The organism is Salipiger sp. PrR003 (genome assembly GCF_010500785.1).
GTDB classification, from domain to species: Bacteria; Pseudomonadota; Alphaproteobacteria; order Rhodobacterales; family Rhodobacteraceae; genus Salipiger; species Salipiger pacificus_A.
In genome coordinates this window covers 1-24,885 of the sequence record NZ_JAAGOV010000044.1, presented here as the reverse complement: position 1 = coordinate 24,885, position 24,885 = coordinate 1, and the positions used below count along the sequence as shown (strand labels likewise).

The window sequence follows — 24,885 nt, the reverse complement described above, 5'->3', positions numbered from 1 at the left end:
GCCCGCTCGATGAGAAGCCCGCTCCTCCGAGGCATCCTATCGGTCGGCAGTTGGACGCTCGCCAGCCGTCTTGTCGGCTTCCTGCGTGACCTGATGATCGCCGCCTACCTCGGGACCGGGCCGGTGGCGCAAGCCTATCTCGTCGCTTTCAGCCTGCCCAACATGTTTCGCCGTTTCTTTGCCGAGGGAGCGTTCAACACCGCCTTCGTGCCGATGTTCGCGCGGCGCCTCGAGGCCCGCGACAACCCGCGCGGATTTGCCGAAGAGGCCTTTTCTGGTCTCTTTGCCGTGGTGTTTGCGGTCTCGCTGCTGGCGCATCTGGCGATGCCGTGGCTGGTGGCGCTGCAGGCCAGCGGCTTTCTCGGCGACGAGAGGTTCGATCTGGCGGTGGTCTACGGGCGCATCTGCTTTCCCTACATCCTGTTCATCTCGCTCACCGCGCTGCTTTCGGGCCTTCTGAATGCGGGAGGCCGCTTCGCCACCGCCGCCGCTGCACCCGTGGTGATGAACCTCGTCCTGATCACCGCGATGCTGCTGGCGGACCGGCGCGGCTGGGACATGGGCCTCGCGATGGCCTGGTCGACCCCGTTGTCGGGACTGGCGCAGCTGGCAATTGTCTGGTGGGCAGCCCGGCGCATGGGCTTCGCGCTGCGTCTGCGCCGCCCGCGGCTGAGTCCCGACATGCGCAGGCTGCTCGTGGTCGCCGCCCCGGCGGTGCTGGCGGGGGGCGTCGTGCAGGTGAACCTGCTGGTTGGGCGGCAGGTCGGCTCTTACTTCGAGCATGGCATCGCCTGGCTGACCAACGCCGACCGGCTCTATCAACTGCCATTGGGAGTCGTCGGGATCGCGATCGGCATCGTGCTGCTGCCCGAGATCACCCGCCGCCACAAGTCTGGCGACATCGCCGGCGCCCGCCATGCCTTCAACCGCGCGGCCGAGCTTGCCCTGGTTCTGACGCTGCCCGCCGCGGTGGCGCTGGTTGTCATCGCCGAGCCGCTGATCTCGGTGCTGTTCCGCCGCGGGGCGTTCCTTGAATCCGACGTCGGCCCGACCGCACTGGCGTTGGCGATCTACGGCGCGGGCCTGCCGGCCTTCGTGCTGCAAAAGGTGCTTCAGCCTCTCTACTTCGCGCGAGAGGACACCCGCAGCCCGTTCCGCTTTGCGCTATGGTCGATGGCAGTGAACGCCGCGCTGGCGCTTGGCCTCGCGCCGGTCATGGGATTTTCGGCCGCGGCGCTTGGTACGACGGTCGCGGGCTGGGTCATGGCGCTGCAGCTTTGGCGGGGCACCCGCAGCTTAGGCGCCGCCACGCGGGTTGATCAGCGGTTGCGGCAGCGACTGCCGCGGATCGGCATCGCCACGGCTGTCATGGCCGCCACGGTGGCGGGAGCTTGCGGAGGTTTCAGCGGCGCGCTCGAGGCGGACGGCCTTCGATACATTGCTCTCGGGGCCGTTATTCTGGTCGGCGCAGGCAGCTATCTCGGGACGTATTGGATGCTGGGCGGATTGCGCGGCAGCGGCTCGGAACTTTGAACCGATCACGAGCACGAACCGAGACGGGCTATGACGCCAGGCGCGCATGGCATCGCGACGACCGAGACCGATCTGTCGCGCGTCACGGAGCGCGCACACGGCGTCGGGCATAGCTGCATGGGGACGAGTAGTCCGGGAGGAGAGGAAGGGTGGCGACGACCCAAGGGAGGAGGAGAAGGGTCGTCGCCGATTTCCGAGGCTCAGGGAGGAGGAGGAGAGCCTCTAGAAAATTCCTCGGCACTGCGTGGTGCCGATGAGCTATTGATGCCATTTGCTGCGCCGCAGCACCACTGCCGAAAAAGAAGACCCGCCTTGCATCCGGCGCATGGCTCTGGCCCGCATGAGGCAACTCCGGGAGCCGGCTGTTTACAAACGTTTAATGAAAGCCCGTCACCCGACCAGCGGGCGGAAGGAAACCTGTCCCTGAAGCCAGTCCGCGAAGGCCGCAGCCTTGTCGCCCCGCCCTTCCGGCGCGACGATGTACCAAGCCTGCTCGGTGCTCAGCGGCGCGTCCAGCACGATGGTCAGCTCGCCGCGCTCCAGCTCCGCCTCGATCAGGTAACGGGGCAGTAGCGCGATGCCGAGCCCGGCCTTGACCGCCTCGATGCTGAGCGCGAATTCGTCGAACCAGTGGCCGCCTTGCGGATCGGCCCCGTCCAGCCCCAAGCTGGCAAACCACTCCGCCCACATGGTCGCGCGGCTGGTGACATGCAGCTTGGGCTGCGCCAGCAGCTCCCCCGCCCGTCCGATCCGAAGGTCCCGCAGCGCACCTCCGGCGACGGGCACCACGATCTCGCTGCACAGGTAGGTGCATTGCCCGCCCGGCCAGAGCGGCTGACCGAAGTGCAGCGCGAGATCGCATTGCCGGCTGCCAAGGTCGAAGACGCCAGGATTCGTGCTCACATCCACCCGCAGCCCCGGGTGCCGCGCCAGGAAATCAGGCAGCCGCGGCATGAGCCAGCGCGTGGCGAAGGTTGGCGGCGCGTTCAGCGCCAAGAGGCTCTGGCCTTGCGCCCCGGCGGTGGCATGGCGCATGGTGCTCTCGGCCATGCGCAGCAGGCGCAGCACCTCGGGCAACAGCTCCGCCCCGGCCTGGGTCAGCACCACCCGCCCCCGCAGACGGTCGAACAGCGGCTTGCCGATCTGCGCCTCGAGGTCCCGCACGTGCCGGCTGACCGCGCTTTGGGTCAGGGAAAGCGCCTCGCCCGCGCGGGTGAAATTGCCGTGCCGGGCGGCAAGCTCGAAGGTCTGCAGCACCTTCATGTCGGGAAGCAGGCGTCGTTGCAGGGGCACGTCGGTCCTCGGGTTGATGCGGCGGTCACGATAGGCCGCAGCAGCGGCGATCACCATGCCAAACCCGCATGGGGTCAGCCCGACTTGGCGTTATGCGCATCGGCTGTCCGCTTGCTAACCTTACGCCGACCCATCGCTCCCGGAGGCCCCCATGCTGAGCAAACCCCTGCCCACCCTCACCGCCGAAACGCTCGAAAGCTGCGGCGTCGCCGCCGCGCTTGACGTGGACGGCGGCTTGCAGGTTGTCTCCCCGGTGACTGGCGACGTCGTCGCCACGGTCGCAACCCACAGCGCGGAAGACGCGGCCAGGGCGATCAACATCGCCGCACAGGCCTTCCGGGCCTGGCGCCTCGTGCCCGCCCCGCGCCGCGGGGAGCTCGTGCGGCTCTACGCCGAGGAACTGCGCAAATCCAAGGAAGCGCTCGGCCGCATGGTCTCGATCGAGGCGGGCAAGTCGCCTTCCGAGGGGCTGGGCGAAGTGCAGGAAATGATCGACATCTGCGACTTCGCTGTCGGCCTCTCTCGCCAGCTCTACGGCCTGACCATCGCCACCGAACGCCCCGGCCACCGCATGATGGAGACCTGGCACCCGCTCGGCGTGGTCGGCATCATCACCGCCTTCAATTTCCCCTGCGCGCCCTGGTGCTGGAACGCCGCGCTGGCGCTGGTCTGCGGCGACCCGGTACTCTGGAAACCGTCCGAGAAGACCCCGCTGACCGCGCTCGCCTGCCAGGCGGTACTGGAGCGTGCCCTTGCCCGCTTCGGCGACGCGCCCGAGGGGCTGAGCCAGGTGTTGATCGGCGGGCCGGAGCTGGGCGAGGCGCTGGTGGACAGCCCGAAGGTGGCGCTGATCTCGGCCACCGGCTCAACCCGCATGGGCCGCGTCGTCGGGCCAAAAGTGGCGGCCCGCTTCGGCAAGTGCATCCTCGAGCTTGGCGGCAACAACGCGGGGATCGTCTGCCCCTCGGCCGACATGGACATGGCCCTGCGCGCCATCGCCTTCGGCGCCATGGGTACGGCGGGACAACGGTGCACCACCATGCGCCGGCTCTTCGTGCACGACAGCATCTACGACCAGCTCGTCCCCGCGCTGCGCAAAGCCTACGCCAGCGTTACCGTCGGCAACCCGCTGGACAGCGGCGCGCTGGTCGGGCCGCTGATCGACAAGGCCGCTTTCGAGAGCATGCAGACCGCCCTGCAGGAAGCGGCGGAACTTGGTGGCACCGTGCACGGCGGAGCGCGCGCGCCGGTCGAAGGCGCGGCCGCCTACTACGTGAAACCCGCGCTGGTCGAGATGCCCGAGCAGGCCGGCCCGGTGCTGCGCGAGACCTTCGCGCCGATCCTCTATGTGATGAAATACAGCGATCTCGACGAGGCGCTGGAGCATCACAACGACGTCGGCGGCGGGCTCAGCTCGTCGATCTTTACCACCGACCTGCGCGAGATGGAGACCTTCCTCTCGGCCCGCGGCTCGGACTGCGGCATCGCCAACGTCAACATCGGCACCTCGGGCGCCGAGATCGGCGGGGCCTTCGGCGGCGAAAAGGAAACCGGTGGCGGGCGCGAGAGTGGCTCGGATGCCTGGCGCGCCTACATGCGGCGGGCGACCAACACGATCAACTACTCCTCGGAGCTGCCACTGGCGCAGGGCGTCGTCTTCGACATCGGCTGATCGGGGGGCGCCGGGCGTGCAACCCCCGGCGCTTTGTCGTGCGGCCTACCCTAGGAACCCCGGCTTGAGGGCATGGGTCAGCGTCGCGCCAGCCTCGTAGTAGGCACTGCGCAGACCGGTGAAGCGCTCGACATAGCTGTCGATCGGCGCAACCGGCAGCGCGTCCTCGCGCCCTTCGAGAAGCGCCTCGGCGGCGGCGGTGCCAAAGACCGTCCCCGGCGCGATGCCCCGGCCCGAGTAGCCGAAGACTGAGAGCGCCGAGGGGCCGAAACGCACCACCTTGGGCACATGGTCCCGGGTCATCGCGATGCGCCCCTGCCAGGCGTGCTCGAAGGGCACATCCGCCAGTTCGGGATAGACCTGCGCCAGTTTGCGTCGCGCCCATCCCGCGTGAAGACCGCCGCCGAGCCCCTCCGCATCCCCCATGCCTCCGAGGATCAGCCGCCCGGCGTGATCGACGCGGAAAGAGGACATCACGAGCGCCGTATCCCAACATCCCTCGCCCCCCGCCAGAATGCGCGCGCGCAGATCGTTCGGCAGCGGCGCGGTGGCAAACTGGCTGTAATGCACCGCGACGTAGGACGGGCGGAAGGGCTCCGAGAACCCCTCGTGATAGGCATTGGTGGCCATCAGCACGGCCCCGGCCCGGACCCGGCGCCCGCCCGCGCGGATCTCCCAGCCCTCGCCGGAGCGCGACAGCTCGGTGACCTGCGTGCGCCCGTGAAGTCTTGCACCCGCCGCCTGCGCGGCCCGTGCCAATCCGCGGCAATAGGCCAGCGGCTGCACCGTGCCCGCCCGCGGGTCGAGCAACGCGCCAGCGAAAGCGTCGGATCCGGTCCGCCGCACGGTCTCGGCGGTGTCGAGGAGCTGCACCGGCGCGCCGACCCGATTGCCCTGCCGATGGCGCGAAGCGAGATCCTCCGCCCCCGAGGCTGCATGCGCGAGATGCAGCGTGCCATTCCGCGTCGCCTCGCAGGAGATTCCCTCGCGCTCGATCAGACCGAAGACCCGCGCCGGAGCCCCGCCGAGCACGTCGATCAGCCGCCGCCCCGCCGCCTCGCCCATCTGCGCGAGGATCTCGTCCGGCGGCAGCCAGAGCCCGGCGTTGACCAACCCGACGTTCCGCCCCGAGCCACCATGGCCGATCTCCCGCCCCTCGAGCAGTGCCACGCTGGCGCCGAGCCGCGCCGCCTCGAGTGCCGCCGCACAGCCGGTGAAGCCGCCGCCAATCACCGCCAGGTCGACGTCGAGATCATTCTCGAGCGGGGGCGCCAAGACCTCTTCGGAGGCGCTCGCGTGCCAGAGGTTGCCCTTCGGGAAGTCTTCCATGTTTTCAGCCCAGTCCTCGCGGCCTCTCTGGCCGCGAGGACAGTCTTGGTCAGAGCCTCCGCCGCCGTCCAGTGCCGTTTGCGCATGGACCGACACGTGCGGCGCATGGTGGCCGGGCTGGCACGGGCCACGCGCCGGGCTCCCGGGGAAGTTGGCGTCCAGAGGAAAAGGCGGGCGTTCAGGCGGCGAGGAGCCCGGCCAATGGCAAAAGCGCGAGGAGAATGCCGAGCTCCCCCCAGCCGCCGTCCTCGTCCGAACCCTCCTCGTCTTCGGCGGGCCGCGTGTCTTCGGCTTCGGCCAGATCGATCAGGGGCATCCCCGTGCCGAGCGAACTGCCGCCCTCCACGGTGTCGATCCCGGCAAGGACCGGGGCGAAGGCCTCGGTCGGAGCCACGTCCCGGATCACGACCTGGAGGATCTCTTGGGGCGCGAGGGCGACCTCGAGCAGCCCGTCTACGTAGAGCACCTCCGGGTCGAGCGCCTCGAGCTGCGGCGCGGCGGCCGCATCGCCGGGACGCGCTCCCCCGGAGACGCCGAGCAGGGTGATCTCCATGCCGCCGAAACCCGTGAGAAGGCCCGACAGATCGAGATCGGTGACGCTGGCCTCCCCAATCTGCGAAATCACGTAGAGCACAAGATCGCCCTCCCCCGCAAAGCCATGCACGGCAAGCGCGGCATCCCCCGTCTCGGTGCCGCTGGCGTCGCGGGGGGCGAAGTCGAGCAGGGCCTTGCCGGGGATCGCCCCGGCCATCATGGCGAACATCTCTCCGGGCACGGTGCTGGCCGTGTAGGTGACCCCTGTCGAGAGCGCATTCGCGGTGTTCTGGATCAGCGGCCAGACGTGGGCCTGCTCGACCCCGGCCTCGACGAACTCTTCGACGATCTCCAGCATCTCCTGCGCCTGCAGCAGCCCGTAGTCCGACCTCGCATCAAGGTTTTCCGAGGACTTGAGGTTCCACTCCGTGACATGGATCTCGAGATGTCCGAACCCCTCCTGCGCCAGCCAGGTGTCGTGGATCGTGTCAAGATTGTAGGACCGGCTGTCCTCGGTCCCGCGGGCGTACACATGGGCGATGACGCCATCGAGCGCCGCCTGCTGCGCTTCGGTCTCAAAGCCCATGCGGACCAGCGCGTTGGTCACCTCGGACCAGTTCACCTCGCCATTGCCGCGGATATTGGCGGCGCCGAGCCCGGCTCCCGGATAGGTCTGCGCCAAATCGGCAATGATGTCCTCGGCCTCCCAGCCCGCGTAGCCGTCGGAAATCTTCGAGACCCCGTAGTTCTGGCCCATCTGTGCCAGCACGCGGATCTCGCTGGTGTCGAGGTCCATCACCTCGGCCACGAGCGCCAGTTCGTCGGCGATGATCTCGGCCATACGCGCCGCCAGACGGCCGTATTCCACCGCCGTCATCTCGCCCGAGCCCCAGTATTCGTTGCCGATCTCAAGCGCCGCGATCTCGGCATCGCCGTAAACGCCGGAGACGAGGTCGTGCACGAAGTCGCGGAGTGCTTCCTCTTCGATCTGCGGCAGGCGGTTGCCGGACGCGTCCAGCGCCTCCGACAGCTGGTCGCGGGTCGGCAGCACGACGGTCACCGCGTGGCCCGCCTCCCCCGCATAGGTCATGAAGTCCGACAGCGGGATAAAGGGTATCTGCTCCCCCGTCTCGGCGTGGCTGGCGGTGGCGGCATCGGGGGTGGCAAGGTCGAAATAGTATTCGGTGAGCGAGCCGCCCGGGTAGCGCAGCCCCGTGACGTTGAGCGCCGCGATGGCCTCCGCATAGGAGCCTTCGCCGGTCATCGCCGTGCGCGGTGCGAGGATATTGCCGCCAAAGAGCGCCGCGCCGGCGGGCGCGCCGCTCGCGGTGATCTCGGTGGGCAGGGCAAGGGGCATGCCGTCCTCCGGGTGGCGGCGCGGGGGGAGCGGGAAACCGGGAAACTGGCGCTGGACCGGCCGGAGCCGGGCACAAAAAGGCTCTGGCGGAGCCACAAGAGGCCCGCCATGCAGCACTCGTCTCAGGCGTCGAAACAGGGAAGGCCGCGATATCCGCGGCGCGGTCGTGATCGGAAATATCGGAATGAAAGCGCTTACGCGGCGCGAAACCCACCAGCGCCTGCCCTCGACGGTAGATGGGCACCCCCGTCCGCGCAAGCGTGTTCACCCGGTGGACGAGGGGATGGGCGAGGACCTGCCGCAGGCGCGTCAGGCGGGCCGGCAAAAAAAGGCGCGGCGACAGGGGTCTGCCGCCGCGCCTGTGATGCGCAAGGTGCCGGGCGGACCCGGCGCCCGCTCAGAGGATGCGCTCGCCGGTGCCGGGATTGAAGTAGGACACCTTGCCGAGATCGAAGGCGAAGGTATGCGCTGCCCCCGGGGCCGCCGCGGTCTCGGCATGGAGCCGCGCGGTGATCTGCTTGCCGCCAAGCGTCGTCATCACGTAGGTGTCCGCGCCCGCGGGCTCGACGATCTCGACCTTGCACTGCGCCTGCTGCACCGTCTCGCCCGAGCGGTAACCGGGCTCCGAGATGTCCTCGGGGCGCAGGCCGAGGATCACGTCCTCGGGCAGGTTCGTCGCGCGGGTGTCCGTGAGCACGACGGGCTCGGCGCCTTCACGGGCGATCTCGAGCTTGGTGCCATTGCCGTTGGCGCGGGCCTTGGCGGGGATCAGGTTCATCGCCGGCGAGCCCATGAAGTCCGCGACGAAGAGGTTGGCGGGTTTGTTGTAGATCTCGGCCGGGGTGCCGATCTGCTGGATCACGCCACCCTTCATCACGACGATCTTCGTGGCCAGGGTCATCGCCTCGATCTGGTCGTGTGTGACATAGACCATCGAGGCGCCGAGCCGCTGGTGCAGCGACTTGATCTCGGTGCGCATCTCGACCCGCAGCTTGGCGTCGAGGTTCGACAGCGGCTCGTCGAAGAGGAAGAGCTTGGGATCGCGCACCAGCGCCCGGCCCATCGCCACGCGCTGCCGCTGACCGCCCGAAAGCTGGCCGGGACGGCGCTTCAGCAGCGGCTCGATCTGCAGCTGGCGGGCCACCTCGGCGAGCTTGCGGTCCTGGGTCGCCTGATCGACGCCGCGCACCTTCATGCCGAAGGTGATGTTCTTGGCGACGCTCATCGTCGGGTAGAGCGCGTAGGACTGGAACACCATGGCGATGTCGCGGTCCTTGGGCGAGACATGGGTCATGTCCTCGCCGCCGATCTTCAGCGTGCCGCCGGTGATCGGTTCGAGCCCGGCGATGCAGTTGAGCAGCGTGGACTTGCCGCAGCCCGAAGGGCCGACGAGCACGAGGAAATCGCCCGGCTCGATCGAGACGTTGATGTCCTTGAGGATCTCGGTCGCGCCGTAGTTCTTGTAGAGATGCTGGATATCGAGGATCGGAGCCATGGGGATCATCCTTTGACGGATCCGGCGGTCAGACCGCGGATGAAGTATTTGCCGGCGACGACGTAGACGAGGAGGGTCGGCAGCGCGGCGATGATCGCGGCGGCCATGTCGACGTTGTATTCCTTCACGCCCGTCGTCGAGTTGACGATGTTGTTGAGCGCCACGGTCACCGGCTGGGTGCCGGCCGAGCTGAAGGAGACACCGAAGAGGAAGTCGTTCCAGATCTGGGTGAACTGCCAGATCACGCTGACTACGATGATCGGGATGCTGAGCGGCAGGAAGATCGACCAGAAGATGCGCAGGAAGCCCGCGCCGTCGACCTTGGCCGCTTTCACCAGCTCCTGCGGGATCGTGACGTAATAGTTGCGGAAGAACAGCGTGGTGAAACCGATGCCGTAGATCACGTGCACGAAGACCAGACCGGGGATCGTGCCTGCGAGGCCCATCAGCCCGAGCAGGCGCGCCATGGGCAGCAGCACCACCTGGAAGGGGATGAAGCAGCCGAAGAGCATCAGCGCGAAGATGATGTTGGCGCCCTTGAAGCGCCATTGCGCGATCACGTAGCCGTTCACCGCCCCAAGCAGGGTCGAGATCAGCACGCCGGGCACGGCGATCAGCACCGAGTTCCAGAAGTAGGGACGCACCCCCTCGCACTGGATGCCGGTGCAAGCACCGGACCAGGCCTTGGCCCAGGCGTCGAAGGTCACCTCGCGCGGCAGCGCCACGAGATCTCCGGTGCGGATCTCCTCAAGGCTTTTCAGCGAGGTGGTGAGCATCACGAAGAGCGGCATCAGGTAGTAGACCGCGAAGAGTCCGAGGATCAGGTAGAGCCCCCAGCGCAGCGCGGTCTTCAGGCCGGTGCCCTGCGAGCGGGCCGCCGCCGCGGCAGCGGGCGTTGCGGAGACATCAGTCATTTTTCGCCCTCAGTTCGGAGTAGAGATAGGGCACAACGATGATAAAGATCACCATCATCATGATCATTGCCGAGCTTGCCGCCTGGCCGACGTCGCCACGCGAGAAGGCCATCGCGTACATGTAGGTGGCCGGAAGGTCGGTGGCATAGCCGGGGCCGCCGCCGGTCAGCGCGATGACGAGGTCGAAGCTCTTGATGGCAAGGTGCGCGAGCACGATGAAAGCCGACAGGAAGATCGGGGCCATCGAGGGAATGATGATCGCGGTATAGACCCGCCAGGTCGGGATGCCGTCGATCTGCGCCGCGCGGATGATCTCGGTGTCGACCGAGCGCAGACCCGCGAGGAAGAGCGCCATGACGAAGCCCGAACTTTGCCAGATCGCCGCCATCACCACCGTGTAGATGGCCATGTCCGGGTTCACCAGCCAGTCGAACTTGAAGTTCTCGAACCCCCAGCCCTGCACCATGGCCTGCACGCCGAGGCCCGGGTTCAGGATCCATTTCCACGCAGTGCCGGTGACGATCATCGACAGCGCCATGGGGTAGAGGTAAATCGTGCGGATCGCGCCCTCGACGCGGATCTGCTGGTCGAGCAGGATCGCAAGGATCAGCCCCAGCACCAGCGAGATGACGATGAACATCCCCCCGAAGATGTAGAGGTTGTTCATTGCCGTGTCCCAGCGCGGGGAGGCAAAGAGCCGGTCGTATTGAATGAAGCCGTCGATCTCGTAGCGCGGCATCAGCTTGGAGCGGGTGAGCGACACCCAGGCAGTCCAGCCGATGAAGCCGTAGACGAAAATCAGGACCGCGATGAAGCTGGGCGCCAGCACGATCTTCGGCAAATGGGTTTCGAACCATTTGGCCATGGTGTTCTCCTATGACGGGCCCGCCCCGGTGAGAGACGGGCCCGCTTGAGTTTGGTCAAAGATCGTATGATCCAAGACCGGGAACGGGGATTACATCGAGTTCGCGACAGCGTCCGCGAGCATCTTCACCGCATCCTCGGAGCTCATGTCCGAGTTGAAATGCGCCGTCACCACATCGGTGATCGCGCCGGACTGCGCGCCGCGCAGGGCCATGCCGTGGGCGTAGGAAGGCAGCAGCGAGCCGTTCTCGGCGCTGGCCTTCATGTCCTCGGAGGATTTGACCGCGCAGTCGTCGAACTCGTCGAGCGCGACGTCGGTACGGACCGGGATCGAGCCCTTGTTGAGGTTGAACACCTTCTGGAAGTTCGGCCCGACGATCAGCTTGGCCAGCAGCTCCTGCCCGGCTTTCTTGTCGTCGCCGTCGACGTCGAACATCGCGAAGCTGTCAACGTTGTAGAGATAGCCCTCGCCCGGGGTCGCGGCGCAGAGGAAGTCCTCGCCCGGCACCTTGCCAGCGGCAAGGAATTCGCCCTTGGCCCAGTCGCCCATGATCTGGAAGGCGGCTTCGCCGTTCATCACCATCGCGGTGGCGAGGTTCCAGTCACGGCCCGAGAAGTTGTCGTCGACGTAGCCGCGCATGGTGCGCATCTGGTCGAAGACCTGCACCATCGTGTCCGAGGTCAGCGCCTCCTGATCGAGGTCAACCAGCGCCTTCTGGAAGAACTCGGGGCCGCCGAGACCAAGCACGACGGTCTCGAAGACGGTGGCGTCCTGCCAGGACTGGCCGCCGTGCGCCAGCGGGATCACGCCCGCCGCCTGCAGCTTCTCGGCCGCGGCGTTGAACTCGTCCCAGGTGGTCGGCATCTCGATGCCGTTGGCGTCCAGAACCGACTTGTTGGCCCAGATCCAGTCCACTCGGTGCACGTTCACCGGCGCGGCGCACCAGGTGCCCTCGCACTTCATGTGCTCGGCGATCTGCGCGGGCAGCACGTCGGCCCAGCCCTCGGCGTCGGCGACCGAGGAGATGTCGGCGAGAACACCCTCTTCGTACCACTCCTGGATCGCCGGACCCTTGAGCTGCACGGCGGTCGGCGCGTTGCCCGACAGCACGCGAGCGCGCAGCGCGGTCATCGCCGCATCGCCGCCACCGCCGGCCACCGGCATGTCAGTCCAGGTGCCGCCGTTTTCCGAGAACTCTTCCTGCAGAACGGCAACGGCCTTGGCCTCGCCACCGGCGGTCCACCAGTGCAGAACTTCGGCTTGCGGCTCGGCATGGGCGACGCCGGCAACCGTCAGGGCGAGCGCAGAGATCGCCGCTTTTGCGGTGTATGTCATATCGGTATTCCTCCCGTTCGTGCTGCTTTCCCAAGCAGCGTGTGGCGAAAACCCTGCGTTTTCGCGGCGCGGGTTCGCAAGGGCTTACCCCACGCCGCCGCGCAGCATCCCTTCAGAATTCCGGGCGATCTGTTACAGGCTGTTACAGCACGATTGCAAAGCCCGCCAGCGGAGGCAAAAACTCCGCGCCGGGACAGCCGCGAGGAGACGCCAGTGACCATCTCGAGACTGCTCGTCGTGGACGATGATTCCGAGATGCGCGAGATGATGATCCAGTTCCTGCAAAGGCAGGGCTTCATCGCGCATGGGGCGCAGAACATGGCCGAGATCGCTGCGGCGATGGAGGCGGGGCGCATCGACCTCATCCTGCTCGACGTGATGCTTGGCGACGAGAGCGGCATCGAGATATGCGCCCGACTGCGGCGCGAGCAGGACGTGCCGATCATCATGGTCTCGGCGCTCTCGGCCGATCACCAGCGCATGGCGGGCTACGAGGTTGGCGCGGACGACTATATCGCTAAACCCTTCAACCCCGAGCTCATGGTGGCGCAGGTGCGCGCGGTGCTGGCCCGCACTCGCCGCACCGCCTCGCTGGCGCACCGCCGCCGCACGCAGGCGTTCCGCTTCGCCGGCTGGCGCTACGACGCCAAGCGCGCCGAGGTCACCTCGCCCGAGGGTTTCCAGGTGCCGCTGTCGCGGCGCGAAACCATGCTGCTGCAGGCGCTGCTGGCCAATCCTTTCATCCCGCTCACTCGCGAGGAGATCGCCGCGGCGCTCGACGTCACCGGGGAGGGCGGCACCGAGGACGCCCGGGGCCGCGCCATCGACGTGCTCGTCGGGCGGCTGCGCTCGAAGATCGAGAAGACGCCGAAAGACCCGAAGATGCTGCGCACCGAGCGCGGGGTGGGCTACGTATTCGCGGTGGATGTGACCACCGAGGAGACATGACGGAGGGCGTGGGCTCCGGCGGCCCGAGCCTGCGCCTCTCGGGCACGCTGCTGATCCTCGCCGCGGCGTTGGCAGGGGTGGTGATCACCGGCATGTGGAGCCTGTCGCAGACCCGTTGGACGGCGCATCTCGACCGCGCCGAGCGGGCGGGGCTCCTGCTCTATGGCGCCCTGACGCGGGGACTGGCTCCGCCCGAGGGTGTCAGCCTCGCCCCGTTGGACCCCGCCGATGCCGCACGCGCTGAAGAGGGCAACTTCGCGCAGGTCTCTGCCCTGCCAAGGCCCGCCTATGTCACCCTCGCGCCGATCCTGCCCGATGGCACCGGCGGCCCCGGGCTGCAAGTCGCGGTGGTCTCGGACGGGCTGCAATACCGCGTCGCCGAGCTGCCCTCGCGCCCCGGCCAGCGCCCCGAGGAGACGCTTGGGCAACTCACCCGGCTGATGGCGCGCTACTGCAGCCACCCGCAGATCATCGCCCGCCCCGACGCCGGAGATTGGCAGCGCGTCGAAGCGCCGGGGGTCTGGGGCTGCGAGGCCGCCCCTGCCGATCTGCGCCTGCCCGCCATCGTCCTGTCGTTGCTGGCGCTCGGGGTGATCTTCACGCTGGTCACGAATACAGCCGCCCGCTTCACCGAGTTCGCCGCGGCGCTCGCCGCGCGCCGTCGCCTCGGCGGGCCGGAAAGCTACGAGGCCACCGGCCCCACCGAGCTGCGCGCCATCGTCGGCGCGGTCAATACCTACCTCGAGGCCGAACGCGAGCAGCTCGCCAAGCGCGCGGTGGTGCTCTCGGGGGTCAGCCACGACCTCGGAACGCCTGCGACCCGGCTGCGCCTGCGCTCGGCGCTGATCGAGGACAACGAACTGCGCGGAAAATTCGAGGCCGACATCGACCGCATGACCGCGATCATCGAAAGCGCGCTGAACTACACCCGCGCCGAACTCAACGTCGAAGCCCCGCGCGAGCTGTCGCTCTCGGCGCTGGTCGAGGCGCTGGTGGACGACTACCGCGACATGGGCCAGCCGGTAAGTCTCGGTGCGGTAGAGCCCATCGTGCTGCGCGGCGGGCAATCGCTCTTCACCGCGCGGCGCGGGGCGCAGGTGGTGGGGGGCGCGCATCGGGTCATCGTCACCGCCCGCCCCGTCTCGATCCAGCGCGCGGTGTCGAACCTCGTGGACAATGCGCTGAAATACGGTCGCAGCGCCCGGCTGCACCTCGAGGCCAGTGCCGAAACCGCGACGATCATCGTCGAGGATGAGAGCGGCATGCGCTCCACCGAGGAGATCGAGGCGCTCATGGCCCCCTTTCGCCGCGGTGCGAACGCGCGCTCGAGCGACGGCATCGGTCTGGGGCTCAGCATCGTGTCCACCATCGCGATGATGCACGGCGGGGAGTTGCGTTTCGAGACCGCGCCGCATGGGCTGCGCGCGCTCTTCACCATCCGGCGCGGTTGAACCCCCCGCACTGAATTCGCGCGAAAATTTGCCTGTTCCGGATTCCGCGCTACTCCTTGAAGGGACGCGGCCGCGAGCCTTCCCTGCAGCGTGGCCCGCCGTTGAAACCAAACGGGAACCTCGCCATGTCCTATCGAACCGGCCTGACCGTCATGATGGTCTCGGCGCTGGTCGCGCTCGGCTGCGGCCTCTACGCCTATTTCACCCCTCTCACCGGCGTGACCGGGGTTTGGGGACCTCTCGCCGCCGCTTTCGGCGCGCTCTGTCTTCTGCTCGGCGCGGCGCTGATGATCCGCGCCCGTGCCCGCGGCCTGCGCGTCCTGCTGCTTGTGTTGCTCGCGCTCGGCCTGCTGCTCACCGCCATCGCCGCCTTGCTGATGCATCAATGGGTGATGCTCGCCGCTCTGGCGGTCTGCGCGCTTGGTTGGATCGCCGCGCTCTCCGGCCCGGAAGGAACCTACGCATGACCTCTCTTCTCCGCAGCACCGCCCTGCTCGCCCTGCTCACTGGCCCCGCCTTCGCCCAGCAGGCAGACACGCCGACGCCCCCGGCACAGCCCGAAAGCGCCGCGCCGGAAACCGAGGCCCCCGAGACCCCGCCGCCCGGCGCGACCGCGACCGAAGAGGGCAGCGAGACTGGCGTCTCGACGGAGGAAGGCCCCGCCCGCGATGCCGTGAGCCCCGAAGCGCAAGGCGCCGAGGCCCCCGCTGCCGAGGCTCCGGCCGCCGAGGCGCAGGACGACAGCGCCCCCGAACCCAACGCTGAAACCATCAATGTCGAGGTGCCCGCCGCACGCCCGTCGTCCGACGCCAAGGTGCCGACCCCCGGCACCGGATGGCCGAGCTTCCACGGGCAGGTTTCGGGCGCGAAATACTCGCCGCTCGACCAGATCACCCCCGAGAACGTCGGTGACATGGAACTGGCCTGGCGGGTCGAGACCGGCGATGTCTCGGACGGCTCGGGCGATCTGCCCGCGACCGTCTGGTCCGCGACACCGATCTACGCCAATGACACGCTCTACATCGGCACGCCCTTCTACCGCGTGCTGGCGCTCGATCCGGGCACGGGCGAAGAAAAATGGTCCTTCGACAGCAAATCAACCCTCGAGGCGCTCACCCAGCCCGCGCTTAAAAACCGCGGGGTCGCCTATTGGGAGGCCGACGATCCACAGGAGGGCGCGGCCTGCCAGAAGATCGTCTACCTCGGCACCATGGACGCGCGGCTCTTCGCCATGGACGCGGACACCGGCGCGCTCTGCGAGGATTTCGCCGATGGCGGCGTGCTCGACGTCAACCAGTGGAACACGGTCAACGACCGCTGGCCGCTGTCGCTGCTGCAGCCGCCGACCATCGTCGGCGACCATGTGATCATCGGCTGGGCCGGCAATGACTGGGACTGGGCCGAGGCGCCTCCGGGCTCGGTATTCTCGGTCAATGCGCAGTCGGGCGAGCTGGAATGGACCTTCGACACCATCCCCGAGGACATCCGCGCCAAGACCGGCACCGCCAACGTCTGGACCGCGATGAGCGCCGACGAGGAACGCGGCATCGTCTACCTGCCCGTGGCCTCGCCCTCGCCCAACTACTGGGGCGGCAACCGCACCGAGGACATCCCCTATGCCACCTCGACCACCGCGCTCGACGTCGACACCGGCGAAGTGATCTGGTCGCGGCAGTGGGTGCATCACGACATCTGGGACTATGACATCAACTCAGCCCCGACGCTGATGGACATCACCGTGAACGGCGAGGAGATCCCGGCGCTGATGCAGGCCACCAAGATGGGCTTTCTCTTCGTGGTCAACCGCGAGACCGGCGAGGACATCTGGCCGATCGAGGAACGCCCCGTCCCCGCGGGGACGATCGAGAGCGAGCGTTACGCGCCGACCCAGCCCTTCCCCACGATCCCCAAGCCGCTGCTCGACCAGTCGCGCCTGCCGGACGTGTGGAAACTGGCCGATCTCGCCTCCTTCGGAGAATGTTCGGAGCTTTGGAGCAAGCTGACCTACGACGGCATGTACACCGCGCCCACCACTGAGGGTGAAGGCGCCGGGGCCTACCCGAACTCGGCGGGCGTGGTGCAATGGGGCGGCGTCGGCTACGATCCCGAGCACCAGATCGCCGTGGTGAACCTCAGCCATGTGGTGCAATACATCAAGCTGTGGTCGCGCGAGGATTACGAGGCCGAGAACGGCGAAGCCGGGGTCGGAGAAAGCGGCTTCCACCCGCAGACCGGCGCACCTTACGGCATGTCGCTGAAGACCGCGATGAACCGCTGGGGAATGCCGTGCTGGGAGCCTCCCTTCGGCGAGTTGATGGCGCTCGACATGACCACAGGCGAGACGCTCTGGCGCAAGCCCTTCGGCATGTCGCAGCGCTATGGCTTCTACATGCCCGAGGCCTGGGGTTCGCCGACCATCGGTGGCCCGGCGATCACCGCCGGCGGGCTGATCTTCATCGGCGGGACGATGGACGGCATGGTGCGTGCCTACAACCTGCAGAGCGGCGAGGAGCTTTGGAGCGACCTGACCGAGGCGCCCTCGGTCTCGAACCCGGCCATCTACGAGCACGACGGGCAGGAATACGTCGCCTTCATCTCGGGCGGCAACTCGATCCTGAAGCCGTCGGTGGGCGACATGATTTCGGTCTACCGCCTGCCGCTCTGAGCCCTTTCCCCGAAAATGCCTGTCGGCGCCACGCCGCCGACAGGCCCCCCAAGGCTCTGGAGCCACACCCCCTTCCGCGCTATGCTGCAACGCAGAATTTCTCCACTTTTCGGAGGCTTTTTGCTTTTCCATGACGACTTCACAATCACATGATTCCAGCAAGATAATACTCGACGTCGCACTGCAGGGCGGTGGCGCGCACGGGGCCTTCACATGGGGCGTCCTCGACGCGCTCCTGGAAGAGGAACGCATTGAAATCGGCGCCCTTTCGGGCGCCAGCGCCGGGGCTATGAACGCCATCGTCGCGGCCTCGGGCATCGCCACCGGCGGACGCGAGGGCGGGCGCGCCGCGTTGCGCCGCTTCTGGACCTCGGTCAATGCCGCGGCGCGCGAGGCGACGCCGGTCTTTCATATGCTCGAAACCTTCCCCGGGCTCTTCGCCGCCTCCGCCGCCTGGTGGCAGGTGGTCAGCGGCGGGCAGGTCACCGTCTCTTCGCGCCCCTGGCAGGGACGCGGCGCCCAGATGGCGCTCCGCCAACTCATCGCTGACCAAGTGGACTTCGAGGCGCTGAGGCGCGCCGATGCGCCCCGGCTCTTCGTGTCGGCGACCAATGCCCGCAGCGGCGGCGCGCGCATCTTTCGCAACGATGAGATCAGCCCCGACGTCGCCATCGCCTCGGCCTGTCTGCCGATGAGTTTTCCGCCGGTGACCATCGACGGGGTCGATTACTGGGACGGCGGCTACTCCTCCAACCCGCCCGTCGCCGCCCTCGTGCGTTTCACCCCGCAGGCAGACCTGCTGCTGGTCACCATCAATCCCGCCCGCCGCGCCTTCACGGCGCGCTCGCCCGAAGAGATCACCCAGAGGGTCAGCGAGATGGTCTTCAACCAGGCGCTGCTTACCGAACTCCGTGCCATCGCCATCATCCAGGACGCGCTGGTCGAGCATATGAAGTCACATGAGGGCGACAGCGGCTCGGACTTGCTAAGCGACCTGCACGAGCTGCGCTTCCACGAGATCCACGACGAGGCGAGCCTCTCCGAGCTCGATCCCCATACCAAGATGTACCCAACCCTCCACATGCTGCTCGAGTTGCATGAAACCGGGCGCGCCGCCGCGCAGGGCTGGCTGACGGACAACTTCGAGCATCTCGGCAAGCGGGGCACCGCGAAACTCAAGGAGCGCTACCTGAGCGACATGCTGCAGACCGGAGCCTGACTCGCTTCTGCCTGACTCGCTTCTGAAGGTAACGCTCGACGCAAGCGCCTGTTTCGCGCTAGGATTTCACCCAAGCGACGGCAAAGACCCGCGACGGAAGGGAAGACGGCGGCGCGCAGGCACCGGTCGGAGGGTCCGGTCGGCAGTCGGAATTTGCGCGGCGCACAGCCTTGCCGGACGGGTCCGATTGATGTGGGTGCGTCCGATGCGTTTTCTTGAAGTCCTTCTTTTTATCGCTCTTTTGCTTGTCACCTTCGTCTTCGGGATGAAGCTGATCTTCCCCCTGCCCAAGCAGAATTTTGCGGAAAGACAGCTCCGGCTGCCGCCCGACACCGAGGGCGAGCTTGGCAGGATCATCGCCCCGATCGTTGCCGCACACCCTGGGGAGAGCGGGGTGCTGCCGCTTGCCGACGGGCGCGACGCTTTTGCCGCGCGGATGCTGCTGGCGCGGGCGGCGCAGCAGTCGATCGATGCGCAGTATTACATTTGGCAGGACGACACGACCGGGCTGATCCTGCTCGACGAATTGCGGGCCGCCGCGGATCGCGGCGTGCGGGTGCGGCTGCTGGTGGACGACAACGGCATTCCTGGCCTCGATGCGCTGCTCGCCGAACTCGACTCCCTGCCAAGCGCCGACGTGCGCATCTTCAACCCTTTCACCCTGCGCGCGCCCAAGCTCGCCTCCTACCTCTTCGATTTCAGCCGGTTGAACCGGCGGATGCATAACAAGTCGATGACCGTCGATGGGGCGGCCACCGTAGTCGGAGGGCGGAACATCGGCGATATCTACTTCGAATACGGCGATGGGACGCATTTCTTCGACGTTGACGCGCTGGCGCTGGGACCGATCGTCAGCGACGTCTCGGCCTCGTTCGACCGCTACTGGAACAGCGCCTCGGCCTATGATGCGGACCTGCTGCTGGATCCGTTTGTCAGCCCGGCGCTGGCCGAGGCGGGCAAGGCGGCGCGCGGCACCTCGGTCGGCAACGGCTATCTGAAGGTGGTGACCGAGAGCCAGCTCGTCTCGGGGCTGAAGGGCGGGGCGCTGAACCTCGAATGGGGCAAGGCCGAGTTGCTCGTCGACGATCCCGCGAAGGGGCTGGGCCGGGCGCCCGCCAAGAGCAAGATCGTCGAACGGCTGTTCGAGCTGCTCGGCGAGGTGGAGAGTAGCCTCGATCTCGTCTCTGCCTATTTCATTCCCGGCGAACGCGGCACCGAGGCGCTGACCGACCTCGCCCGCAAGGGCGCGCGCGTCCGGGTGCTGACCAACGCGCTGGAGGCCACCGACGTGATGCCGGTGCATGCCGCCTACATGGGCTATCGCGCGCCCCTGCTCGAAAGCGGTGTCACCCTCTACGAGCTGCGCGCCATGCGCGAGGAGCACGTGAGGCGCTCGCTGCCAGAGGTGCTCTCGGGCTCGGCCTCGGGGCTGCATGCCAAGGTCTTCGGGCTGGACGGCAAGCGGGCCTTCATCGGCTCGTTCAACCTCGACCCGCGCTCGGCGCAGATCAACACCGAGATGGGCATCCTGATCGACAGCCCGACCATCGCGGCCTCGCTTTCCGAGCAGCTCGACACGCCCCGCTACGCCTATCACGTCACGCTGGATGACGCAGGAGCGCTTGTGTGGACCAACACCCCCGAGGTCGGCCCGCCGCTGGTCTTTCAGCACGAGCCGAACACCGGCCCGCTGAAACGCGCGCTGACCCATGTCGTCGGCTGGCTGCCGTTGGAATGGATGCTCTGAGCGGGCGGTTGCGGCGGACGCCGGGTTGCGACATCTTTCTGCCGAGGTGCCGCGCGGCACCGCAACGAAGCGACGGAGCCTCCCGCCATGACACAGCCCTGCATCATCTGCGTTGCCATCACCGGCTCGCTGCCCACCAAGGCGGACAACCCCGCCGTGCCGATCACCGTGGCCGAGCAGGTCGAGTCCACGCAGGAAGCCTTCGAGGCCGGCGCCACCATCGCCCATTGCCACGTACGCGACGACGACGGAAAACCGACCTCCGACCCCGAGCGTTTCGCCGCGCTGAAGGAGGGGATCGAGAAACACTGCCCCGGGATGATCGTACAACTTTCCACCGGTGGTCGCTCGGGCGCGGGCAGGACCCGCGGCGGCATGCTGCCGCTGAAGCCGGACATGGCCTCGCTCTCGGTGGGATCGAACAACTTCCCCACGCGCGTCTACGAGAACCCGCCGGATCTTGTGGACTGGCTGGCGGCAGAGATGAAGACCTACGGCATCAAGCCCGAGATCGAGGCTTTCGACCTGTCTCACATCTACCAGGCCAAGGCGATGGCGGACCGCGGTGCGCTGGTCGGCACGCCCTACGTGCAGTTCGTCATGGGGGTGAAGAACTCCATGCCCGCGGTGAAGCGGGTGTTCGATTACTACGTGGAGACCGTGAAGGTTCTTTTCGGCGAGGATACGCCGTGGTGCGCCGCCGGGATCGGGCGACACCAGATCGAGCTCAACGACTGGGCGGCTGCCGCGGGCGGCCACCTGCGGACCGGGCTCGAGGACAACATCCGCCTCGACAGGGATACGCTGGCGCCCTCGAACGCCGCGCTGGTCCAGCGAGCGGCGGAGGTGGCGCAGAAGCACGGCCGCAGTATCGCCACCCCCGCCGAGGCGCGCGCGCTGCTGGGGCTGCGCGCCGCCTGACCGCTCACTCCGCCGCGGTGGGCTCCGGCCGGAGCCCGCCGGACGTGCTCTCCTCGCTCACCGGGCCGTGGCCGAACTCCTCGAGGCCCGGCCGCGTACCGATGGAGATGTGCTCGATGTCCTCGGCGTTGAAGCCGCGGATGATCGCCGGGATCATCATGCTCACCAGCACGAAGATCGGCAGGCCCACGACGGTGATCACCTGCTGCAGCGCGGTCAGACCCGCATCGCCCGCCAGCAGGATCAGCATCGCCGCAACGACTCCCTCTGCCGCGCCCCAGAACACCCGCTGATGCACCGGACCCGGCGTCGCGCTGCCGGTGCAGAGCATGTCCACCACCAGCGAAGCCGAGTCCGAGGAGGTGGCGAAAAAGATCGCCACGATCACCACCGCAAAGCCCTGGATGAAGGTGGTGAAGGGAAAATGCTCGAAGAAGGCGAACATCGCCAGCGGCACGCTGTCGGCAACGGCGCGGCTGATTTCGCCAGCACTATCGCCCATGGCTGCGCGCGCCGCGAGGCCGAGCCCGTCGAAGTCCATCGCCTGCCAGCCGAAAATGGCAAACCAGATCAGCGTGAAGAGCGACGGGGCCAGCAGCACGCCGAAGACGAACTCCCGCACCGTGCGCCCGCGCGAGATGCGCGCCACGAAGAGCCCGATGAAAGGCGACCAGGTGACCGTCCAGGCCCAGTAGAACACCGTCCACGATCCCTGCCAGCCCCATCCGTCGGTGCTCGGGTTCTCGTTGGCCAGCATGTCGTTCCAGAATGCCAGACGCGGCAGATTGGTCAAATAGAGCCCGAAGGTCTCGACGATGCCGCGCAGCAGGAAGAGTGTCGAGCCGCAGACCAGCACGAAGATCATCAGCGCCACCGCCATGGCGATGTTGAGGTTCGAGAGCATCTTCACGCCCTTGTCGAGCCCCGCGACGATCGAGCCCACGGCCACCACGGTCAACACTGTCAGGATCGCCACCTTGACGAAGGCCCCGTCGCCAGTGCCGAAGAGCGCGTCGAGCCCCGCGGCGATCTGGCTCGAGCCGAGACCGAGCGACACCGCCACGCCGAAGAGCGTGCCGAGGATCGAGGCGATGTCGATGGCCTTGCCGATGGGGCCGTGAATGCCCTCACCCAGCAACGGATAGAAGACCGAACTCACCCGCACCGGCAGGTCGTAGCGGTTGATGAAATAGGCGAAGGCCAGCCCCGGCAGCGTGAAGATCGTCCAGGTGTGCAGCCCGAGGTGGTAGATGGCAATCGATATGGCGTCGCGTGCTGCCTCTTCGGTGTAGGGCTCTACCCCCGGCAGAGGCGGCGTCGAGAAATGGCTGATAGGCTCGGCGACGCCCCAGAACATCAGCACCGTGCCGATGCCGCCGGCAAAGAGCATGGTGAACCATGACAGGTTGGAATAGACCGGCCGCTCGCCTTTGCGCCCGAGCCGGATGTGGCCGTGGCGCGACATGGCTGCCCAGATCAGGAAGCCCAGCCAGACGTTCACCCCCAGCACGAAGAACCAGCCGAGGTTGGTCACGATCCAGCTGCGGCCGGTGGCAAAGGCATCGCCGATAGCTTCGGGGAAGATCACCAGCGCGAGAACGAAGACGATGGTGAAACCGGCAGAGATGAAAAAGATCGTCGGATCGGTGCGCAGTCCGAGGCGGCGGGCAAGCTGTTCCAAGGGCTCAAACCTATGTGTAATTCCGTGTGGGCTCCGTTTCCGAACCAACGGGTTCCGCATTGGTTCCCAAATTTGCTGCCCGGCGCTCGGCGGAGCCGGCCAGAAAAACGCCGGCCCCGCGAGGGACCGGCGGTCTTCGTTTCATCGGGATGAGGCCTCTCAGAGGTCGATCAGCACCGTTTTCGTGCGGCGGTTGGCGAGATACGCCTCGCGGCCCAGATCCTTGCCGAGGCCGCTCGCCTTCCAACCGCCCGTCGGCAGAATATGGTCCCGGGTGCGGCCGTAGCGGTTGACCCAGACCGTGCCCGCCTCGAGATCGCGTGTCAGGCGCAGCGCGCGCGACAGGTCGCGGGTGAAGAGCCCCGCCGCCAACCCGTAGGTCGGATGGCTCGCCAGCTTCATCGCCTGCTCCTCGGTCTCGAAGGTCTGGAAGGTAGCCACGGGGCCGAAGATTTCCTCGCGGACAGCCGGGTTGGTTTCGTCCACGCCGCCGATCAGCGTCGGACGGTAGAAGGAGCCCGCATGCTCGAAACGCCCGCCGCCGCAGATGAGCTCGCCGCCCTGATCGGTCGCCGCCTGCACGAGGCTGTCGATGCGTTGCAGCTGTTTCTCCGAAATGATCGGCGAGAAACCTGCCTCGGCGCTGTGGGTCTCCAACGGGGTGATCTTGGCAAACCTCTCCGAGAGCTTGGCCGCCAGTTCATCCGCGACGCTGGCCTCGACGATCATCCGCGAGCCGGCAACGCAGAACTGCCCGGCGTTGGGGATGATCCCGGTGACCAGCGCGTCGGCGGTCACGTCGAGATCGGCGTCGGCGAAAACCACCATCGGGCTCTTGCCGCCCAGCTCCAGCGTCATCGGCTTGATACCGCAGCGCGCGATATTCTCCATGATCGCGGCCCCGGCGCGGGTCGAGCCGGTAAACGAGACCTTATCGATGCCCGGATGACCGGTGATCGCCGCGCCGGTGGTCGGCCCGTCGCCCAGCACCACGTTGATCAGCCCCGCCGGGATCCCCGCCTTCACCGCCAGTTCGGCGAGATAGAGCGTGGTGTAGGGGGTCATCTCGGAGGGCTTCAGCACCACCGCGTTGCCCGCCGAGAGCGCCGGACCGAGCTTCCAGGCGGCCATCGAGATCGGGAAGTTCCACGGGGTGATCGCGCCGATCACGCCATAAGGATGATCCGAGATGAAGCCGAACTGGCTGTCGGCCGTGGGCACCAGCGTGCCCGCCTCCTTGTCGGCGAACTCGGCAAAGAACTTGATCTGCTCGGCGGTGACCATCACGTCCCCGGCCAGCGCCGCGGCATAGGGGCGCGACGAACATATCGCCTCGAGCTTGGCCAGCGTCTCGGCCTCGCGTTCGATCAGCTCGGCCCAGGCGTAGAGGGCGCGCAGCCGGGCGCGCGGCTGCAGCCCGGCCCAGCCCGAGGTCTCGAGCGCCTTGCGCGCCGTCCTCACCGCGCGATCGACCAGCGCCGCGTCGGCGCAGGGGATGGCGCCGAGCAGCTTGCCGGTCGAGGGCGAGCGCAGCTCGAGCGCGTCCTCACCCGAGACATAGTCTCCGCCGATGAAGTGCTGGTTCGGCAGGGTCAGCCTGTCGGGATCGAAAGCGAACGTCATGGGGTACCTCGTGTTGGTCTCGCGTGGGTCGTCTCGCCAAGGCCCCTCCCGCGCAGCATTGCTGCGCCGCGGGGCGCGTTTGCGACCGAAGCTTCTGCGCCAGTCTTAGCGAGGAGAAATTTCGCTGGCCAGCGCCGCCACGGCCACCGCGCCGCAAGCGGCGTGCCGCACCTCGGGTAAGGCTAGATTTCCGGGCAGTTTTTCCCGGTTCTCGGCCCGCAGGTCCCCGCCGGTGAGATTCGCAGGTCGCGGCCCGCGGCGGACATGCTGCCCAACTCGTAGACACGGACGAAGGTGCGGATA

The 24,885-nt window shown here is 67.4% G+C and carries 18 protein-coding genes and 1 pseudogene; 9 read left to right on the top strand and 10 right to left on the bottom strand.

From position 1 onward, the window contains the following. Nucleotides 1-9: 9 nt before the first annotated feature. Entirely contained in the window at nucleotides 10-1,533 is a 1,524-nt protein-coding gene (gene murJ, locus G0D83_RS16130) for a murein biosynthesis integral membrane protein MurJ (protein WP_164195802.1), read from the top strand. A 390-nt stretch (nucleotides 1,534-1,923) separates the two neighbouring features. Here murJ and G0D83_RS16125 read toward each other — a convergent pair whose 3' ends face one another. Further along, nucleotides 1,924-2,883: a LysR family transcriptional regulator gene (locus tag G0D83_RS16125; protein ID WP_203595613.1), complete on the bottom strand. Its 960-nt coding sequence runs from the start codon at nucleotides 2,881-2,883 to the stop codon at nucleotides 1,924-1,926. Between the two features lie 94 nt (nucleotides 2,884-2,977). Between G0D83_RS16125 and G0D83_RS16120 the strand changes: the two genes are divergently transcribed. After that, nucleotides 2,978-4,498 (top strand): aldehyde dehydrogenase family protein, encoded by a 1,521-nt coding sequence (locus G0D83_RS16120; RefSeq protein WP_164195800.1) that lies wholly within the window; start codon nucleotides 2,978-2,980, stop codon nucleotides 4,496-4,498. A 45-nt stretch (nucleotides 4,499-4,543) separates the two neighbouring features. Here the strand turns inward: G0D83_RS16120 and G0D83_RS16115 are convergent, their stop codons facing one another. The 6 genes from G0D83_RS16115 to G0D83_RS16090 form a co-directional block, all read right to left on the bottom strand. Then, the gene (locus G0D83_RS16115) at nucleotides 4,544-5,827 is read right to left on the bottom strand and encodes an FAD-binding oxidoreductase (RefSeq protein WP_164195798.1); all 1,284 of its coding nucleotides are present in this window, start codon (nucleotides 5,825-5,827) and stop codon (nucleotides 4,544-4,546) included. 178 nt (nucleotides 5,828-6,005) lie between these two features. Then, nucleotides 6,006-7,718: a type I secretion protein gene (locus G0D83_RS16110; protein WP_164195795.1), complete on the bottom strand. Its 1,713-nt coding sequence runs from the start codon at nucleotides 7,716-7,718 to the stop codon at nucleotides 6,006-6,008. Nucleotides 7,719-8,115: 397 nt separating this feature from the next. Beyond that, entirely contained in the window at nucleotides 8,116-9,213 is a 1,098-nt protein-coding gene (locus tag G0D83_RS16105; protein ID WP_108970348.1) for an ABC transporter ATP-binding protein, read from the bottom strand. 5 nt (nucleotides 9,214-9,218) lie between these two features. Further along, entirely contained in the window at nucleotides 9,219-10,127 is a 909-nt protein-coding gene (locus G0D83_RS16100; RefSeq protein ID WP_164195793.1) for a carbohydrate ABC transporter permease, read from the bottom strand. Beyond that, on the bottom strand, nucleotides 10,120-10,992 hold the full coding sequence (locus G0D83_RS16095; RefSeq protein WP_095883539.1) for a carbohydrate ABC transporter permease: 873 nt from the start codon (nucleotides 10,990-10,992) through the stop codon (nucleotides 10,120-10,122). The genes G0D83_RS16100 and G0D83_RS16095 overlap by 8 nt, the downstream gene beginning before the upstream one ends. Nucleotides 10,993-11,082: 90 nt before the next feature. Next, nucleotides 11,083-12,327 carry an ABC transporter substrate-binding protein gene (locus G0D83_RS16090; protein ID WP_164195791.1) on the bottom strand — a complete coding sequence of 415 codons (1,245 nt, stop codon included), beginning with the start codon at nucleotides 12,325-12,327 and terminating at the stop codon, nucleotides 11,083-11,085. Nucleotides 12,328-12,540: 213 nt separating this feature from the next. On the opposite strand from G0D83_RS16090, the gene G0D83_RS16085 reads away from it, so the two are divergent. The 7 genes from G0D83_RS16085 (at nucleotide 12,541) to G0D83_RS16055 (ending at nucleotide 21,278) form a co-directional block, all read left to right on the top strand. Further along, entirely contained in the window at nucleotides 12,541-13,275 is a 735-nt protein-coding gene (locus tag G0D83_RS16085; RefSeq protein ID WP_164195789.1) for a response regulator transcription factor, read from the top strand. Then, nucleotides 13,272-14,726 carry a HAMP domain-containing sensor histidine kinase gene (locus tag G0D83_RS16080; RefSeq protein ID WP_164195787.1) on the top strand — a complete coding sequence of 485 codons (1,455 nt, stop codon included), beginning with the start codon at nucleotides 13,272-13,274 and terminating at the stop codon, nucleotides 14,724-14,726. Before G0D83_RS16085 ends, G0D83_RS16080 begins: the two co-directional genes overlap by 4 nt. Nucleotides 14,727-14,851: 125 nt before the next feature. After that, on the top strand, nucleotides 14,852-15,193 hold the full coding sequence (locus G0D83_RS16075) for a hypothetical protein (protein WP_193989103.1): 342 nt from the start codon (nucleotides 14,852-14,854) through the stop codon (nucleotides 15,191-15,193). Then, the gene (locus G0D83_RS16070; protein ID WP_203594988.1) at nucleotides 15,190-17,391 is read left to right on the top strand and encodes a pyrroloquinoline quinone-dependent dehydrogenase; all 2,202 of its coding nucleotides are present in this window, start codon (nucleotides 15,190-15,192) and stop codon (nucleotides 17,389-17,391) included. Before G0D83_RS16075 ends, G0D83_RS16070 begins: the two co-directional genes overlap by 4 nt. A gap of 130 nt (nucleotides 17,392-17,521) precedes the next feature. Continuing rightward, the gene (locus G0D83_RS16065; RefSeq protein ID WP_164195785.1) at nucleotides 17,522-18,610 is read left to right on the top strand and encodes a patatin-like phospholipase family protein; all 1,089 of its coding nucleotides are present in this window, start codon (nucleotides 17,522-17,524) and stop codon (nucleotides 18,608-18,610) included. A 205-nt stretch (nucleotides 18,611-18,815) separates the two neighbouring features. Further along, entirely contained in the window at nucleotides 18,816-20,357 is a 1,542-nt protein-coding gene (locus G0D83_RS16060) for a phospholipase D family protein (protein ID WP_164195783.1), read from the top strand. Nucleotides 20,358-20,444: 87 nt separating this feature from the next. Beyond that, nucleotides 20,445-21,278: a 3-keto-5-aminohexanoate cleavage protein gene (locus G0D83_RS16055; protein ID WP_164195781.1), complete on the top strand. Its 834-nt coding sequence runs from the start codon at nucleotides 20,445-20,447 to the stop codon at nucleotides 21,276-21,278. Nucleotides 21,279-21,282: 4 nt separating this feature from the next. Here G0D83_RS16055 and G0D83_RS16050 read toward each other — a convergent pair whose 3' ends face one another. The 3 genes and pseudogenes from G0D83_RS16050 to G0D83_RS32655 form a co-directional block, all read right to left on the bottom strand. Then, complete coding sequence (locus G0D83_RS16050) at nucleotides 21,283-22,959, bottom strand: BCCT family transporter (protein ID WP_108970341.1); 1,677 nt, start codon at nucleotides 22,957-22,959, stop codon at nucleotides 21,283-21,285. 159 nt (nucleotides 22,960-23,118) lie between these two features. Then, nucleotides 23,119-24,582, bottom strand: a complete 1,464-nt coding sequence (locus tag G0D83_RS16045; protein ID WP_164195780.1) for an aldehyde dehydrogenase — start codon at nucleotides 24,580-24,582, stop codon at nucleotides 23,119-23,121. Between the two features lie 221 nt (nucleotides 24,583-24,803). Then, nucleotides 24,804-24,884, bottom strand: a pseudogene (locus tag G0D83_RS32655) (LysR family transcriptional regulator); the annotation flags it as partial. Nucleotide 24,885 lies beyond the last annotated feature (1 nt).

Coding starts and splice junctions, on each gene's coding strand:
- G0D83_RS16065 (WP_164195785.1), top strand. CDS start 17,522: ATGACGACTTCACAATCACATGATTCCAGCAAGATAATACTCGACGTC.
- G0D83_RS16125 (WP_203595613.1), bottom strand. CDS start 2,883: ATGGTGATCGCCGCTGCTGCGGCCTATCGTGACCGCCGCATCAACCCG.
- G0D83_RS16115 (WP_164195798.1), bottom strand. CDS start 5,827: ATGGAAGACTTCCCGAAGGGCAACCTCTGGCACGCGAGCGCCTCCGAA.
- G0D83_RS16045 (WP_164195780.1), bottom strand. CDS start 24,582: ATGACGTTCGCTTTCGATCCCGACAGGCTGACCCTGCCGAACCAGCAC.
- G0D83_RS16070 (WP_203594988.1), top strand. CDS start 15,190: ATGACCTCTCTTCTCCGCAGCACCGCCCTGCTCGCCCTGCTCACTGGC.
- G0D83_RS16090 (WP_164195791.1), bottom strand. CDS start 12,327: ATGACATACACCGCAAAAGCGGCGATCTCTGCGCTCGCCCTGACGGTT.
- G0D83_RS16055 (WP_164195781.1), top strand. CDS start 20,445: ATGACACAGCCCTGCATCATCTGCGTTGCCATCACCGGCTCGCTGCCC.
- G0D83_RS16060 (WP_164195783.1), top strand. CDS start 18,816: ATGCGTTTTCTTGAAGTCCTTCTTTTTATCGCTCTTTTGCTTGTCACC.
- murJ (WP_164195802.1), top strand. CDS start 10: ATGAGAAGCCCGCTCCTCCGAGGCATCCTATCGGTCGGCAGTTGGACG.
- G0D83_RS16105 (WP_108970348.1), bottom strand. CDS start 9,213: ATGGCTCCGATCCTCGATATCCAGCATCTCTACAAGAACTACGGCGCG.
- G0D83_RS16100 (WP_164195793.1), bottom strand. CDS start 10,127: ATGACTGATGTCTCCGCAACGCCCGCTGCCGCGGCGGCGGCCCGCTCG.
- G0D83_RS16120 (WP_164195800.1), top strand. CDS start 2,978: ATGCTGAGCAAACCCCTGCCCACCCTCACCGCCGAAACGCTCGAAAGC.
- G0D83_RS16110 (WP_164195795.1), bottom strand. CDS start 7,718: ATGCCCCTTGCCCTGCCCACCGAGATCACCGCGAGCGGCGCGCCCGCC.
- G0D83_RS16080 (WP_164195787.1), top strand. CDS start 13,272: ATGACGGAGGGCGTGGGCTCCGGCGGCCCGAGCCTGCGCCTCTCGGGC.
- G0D83_RS16075 (WP_193989103.1), top strand. CDS start 14,852: ATGTCCTATCGAACCGGCCTGACCGTCATGATGGTCTCGGCGCTGGTC.
- G0D83_RS16095 (WP_095883539.1), bottom strand. CDS start 10,992: ATGGCCAAATGGTTCGAAACCCATTTGCCGAAGATCGTGCTGGCGCCC.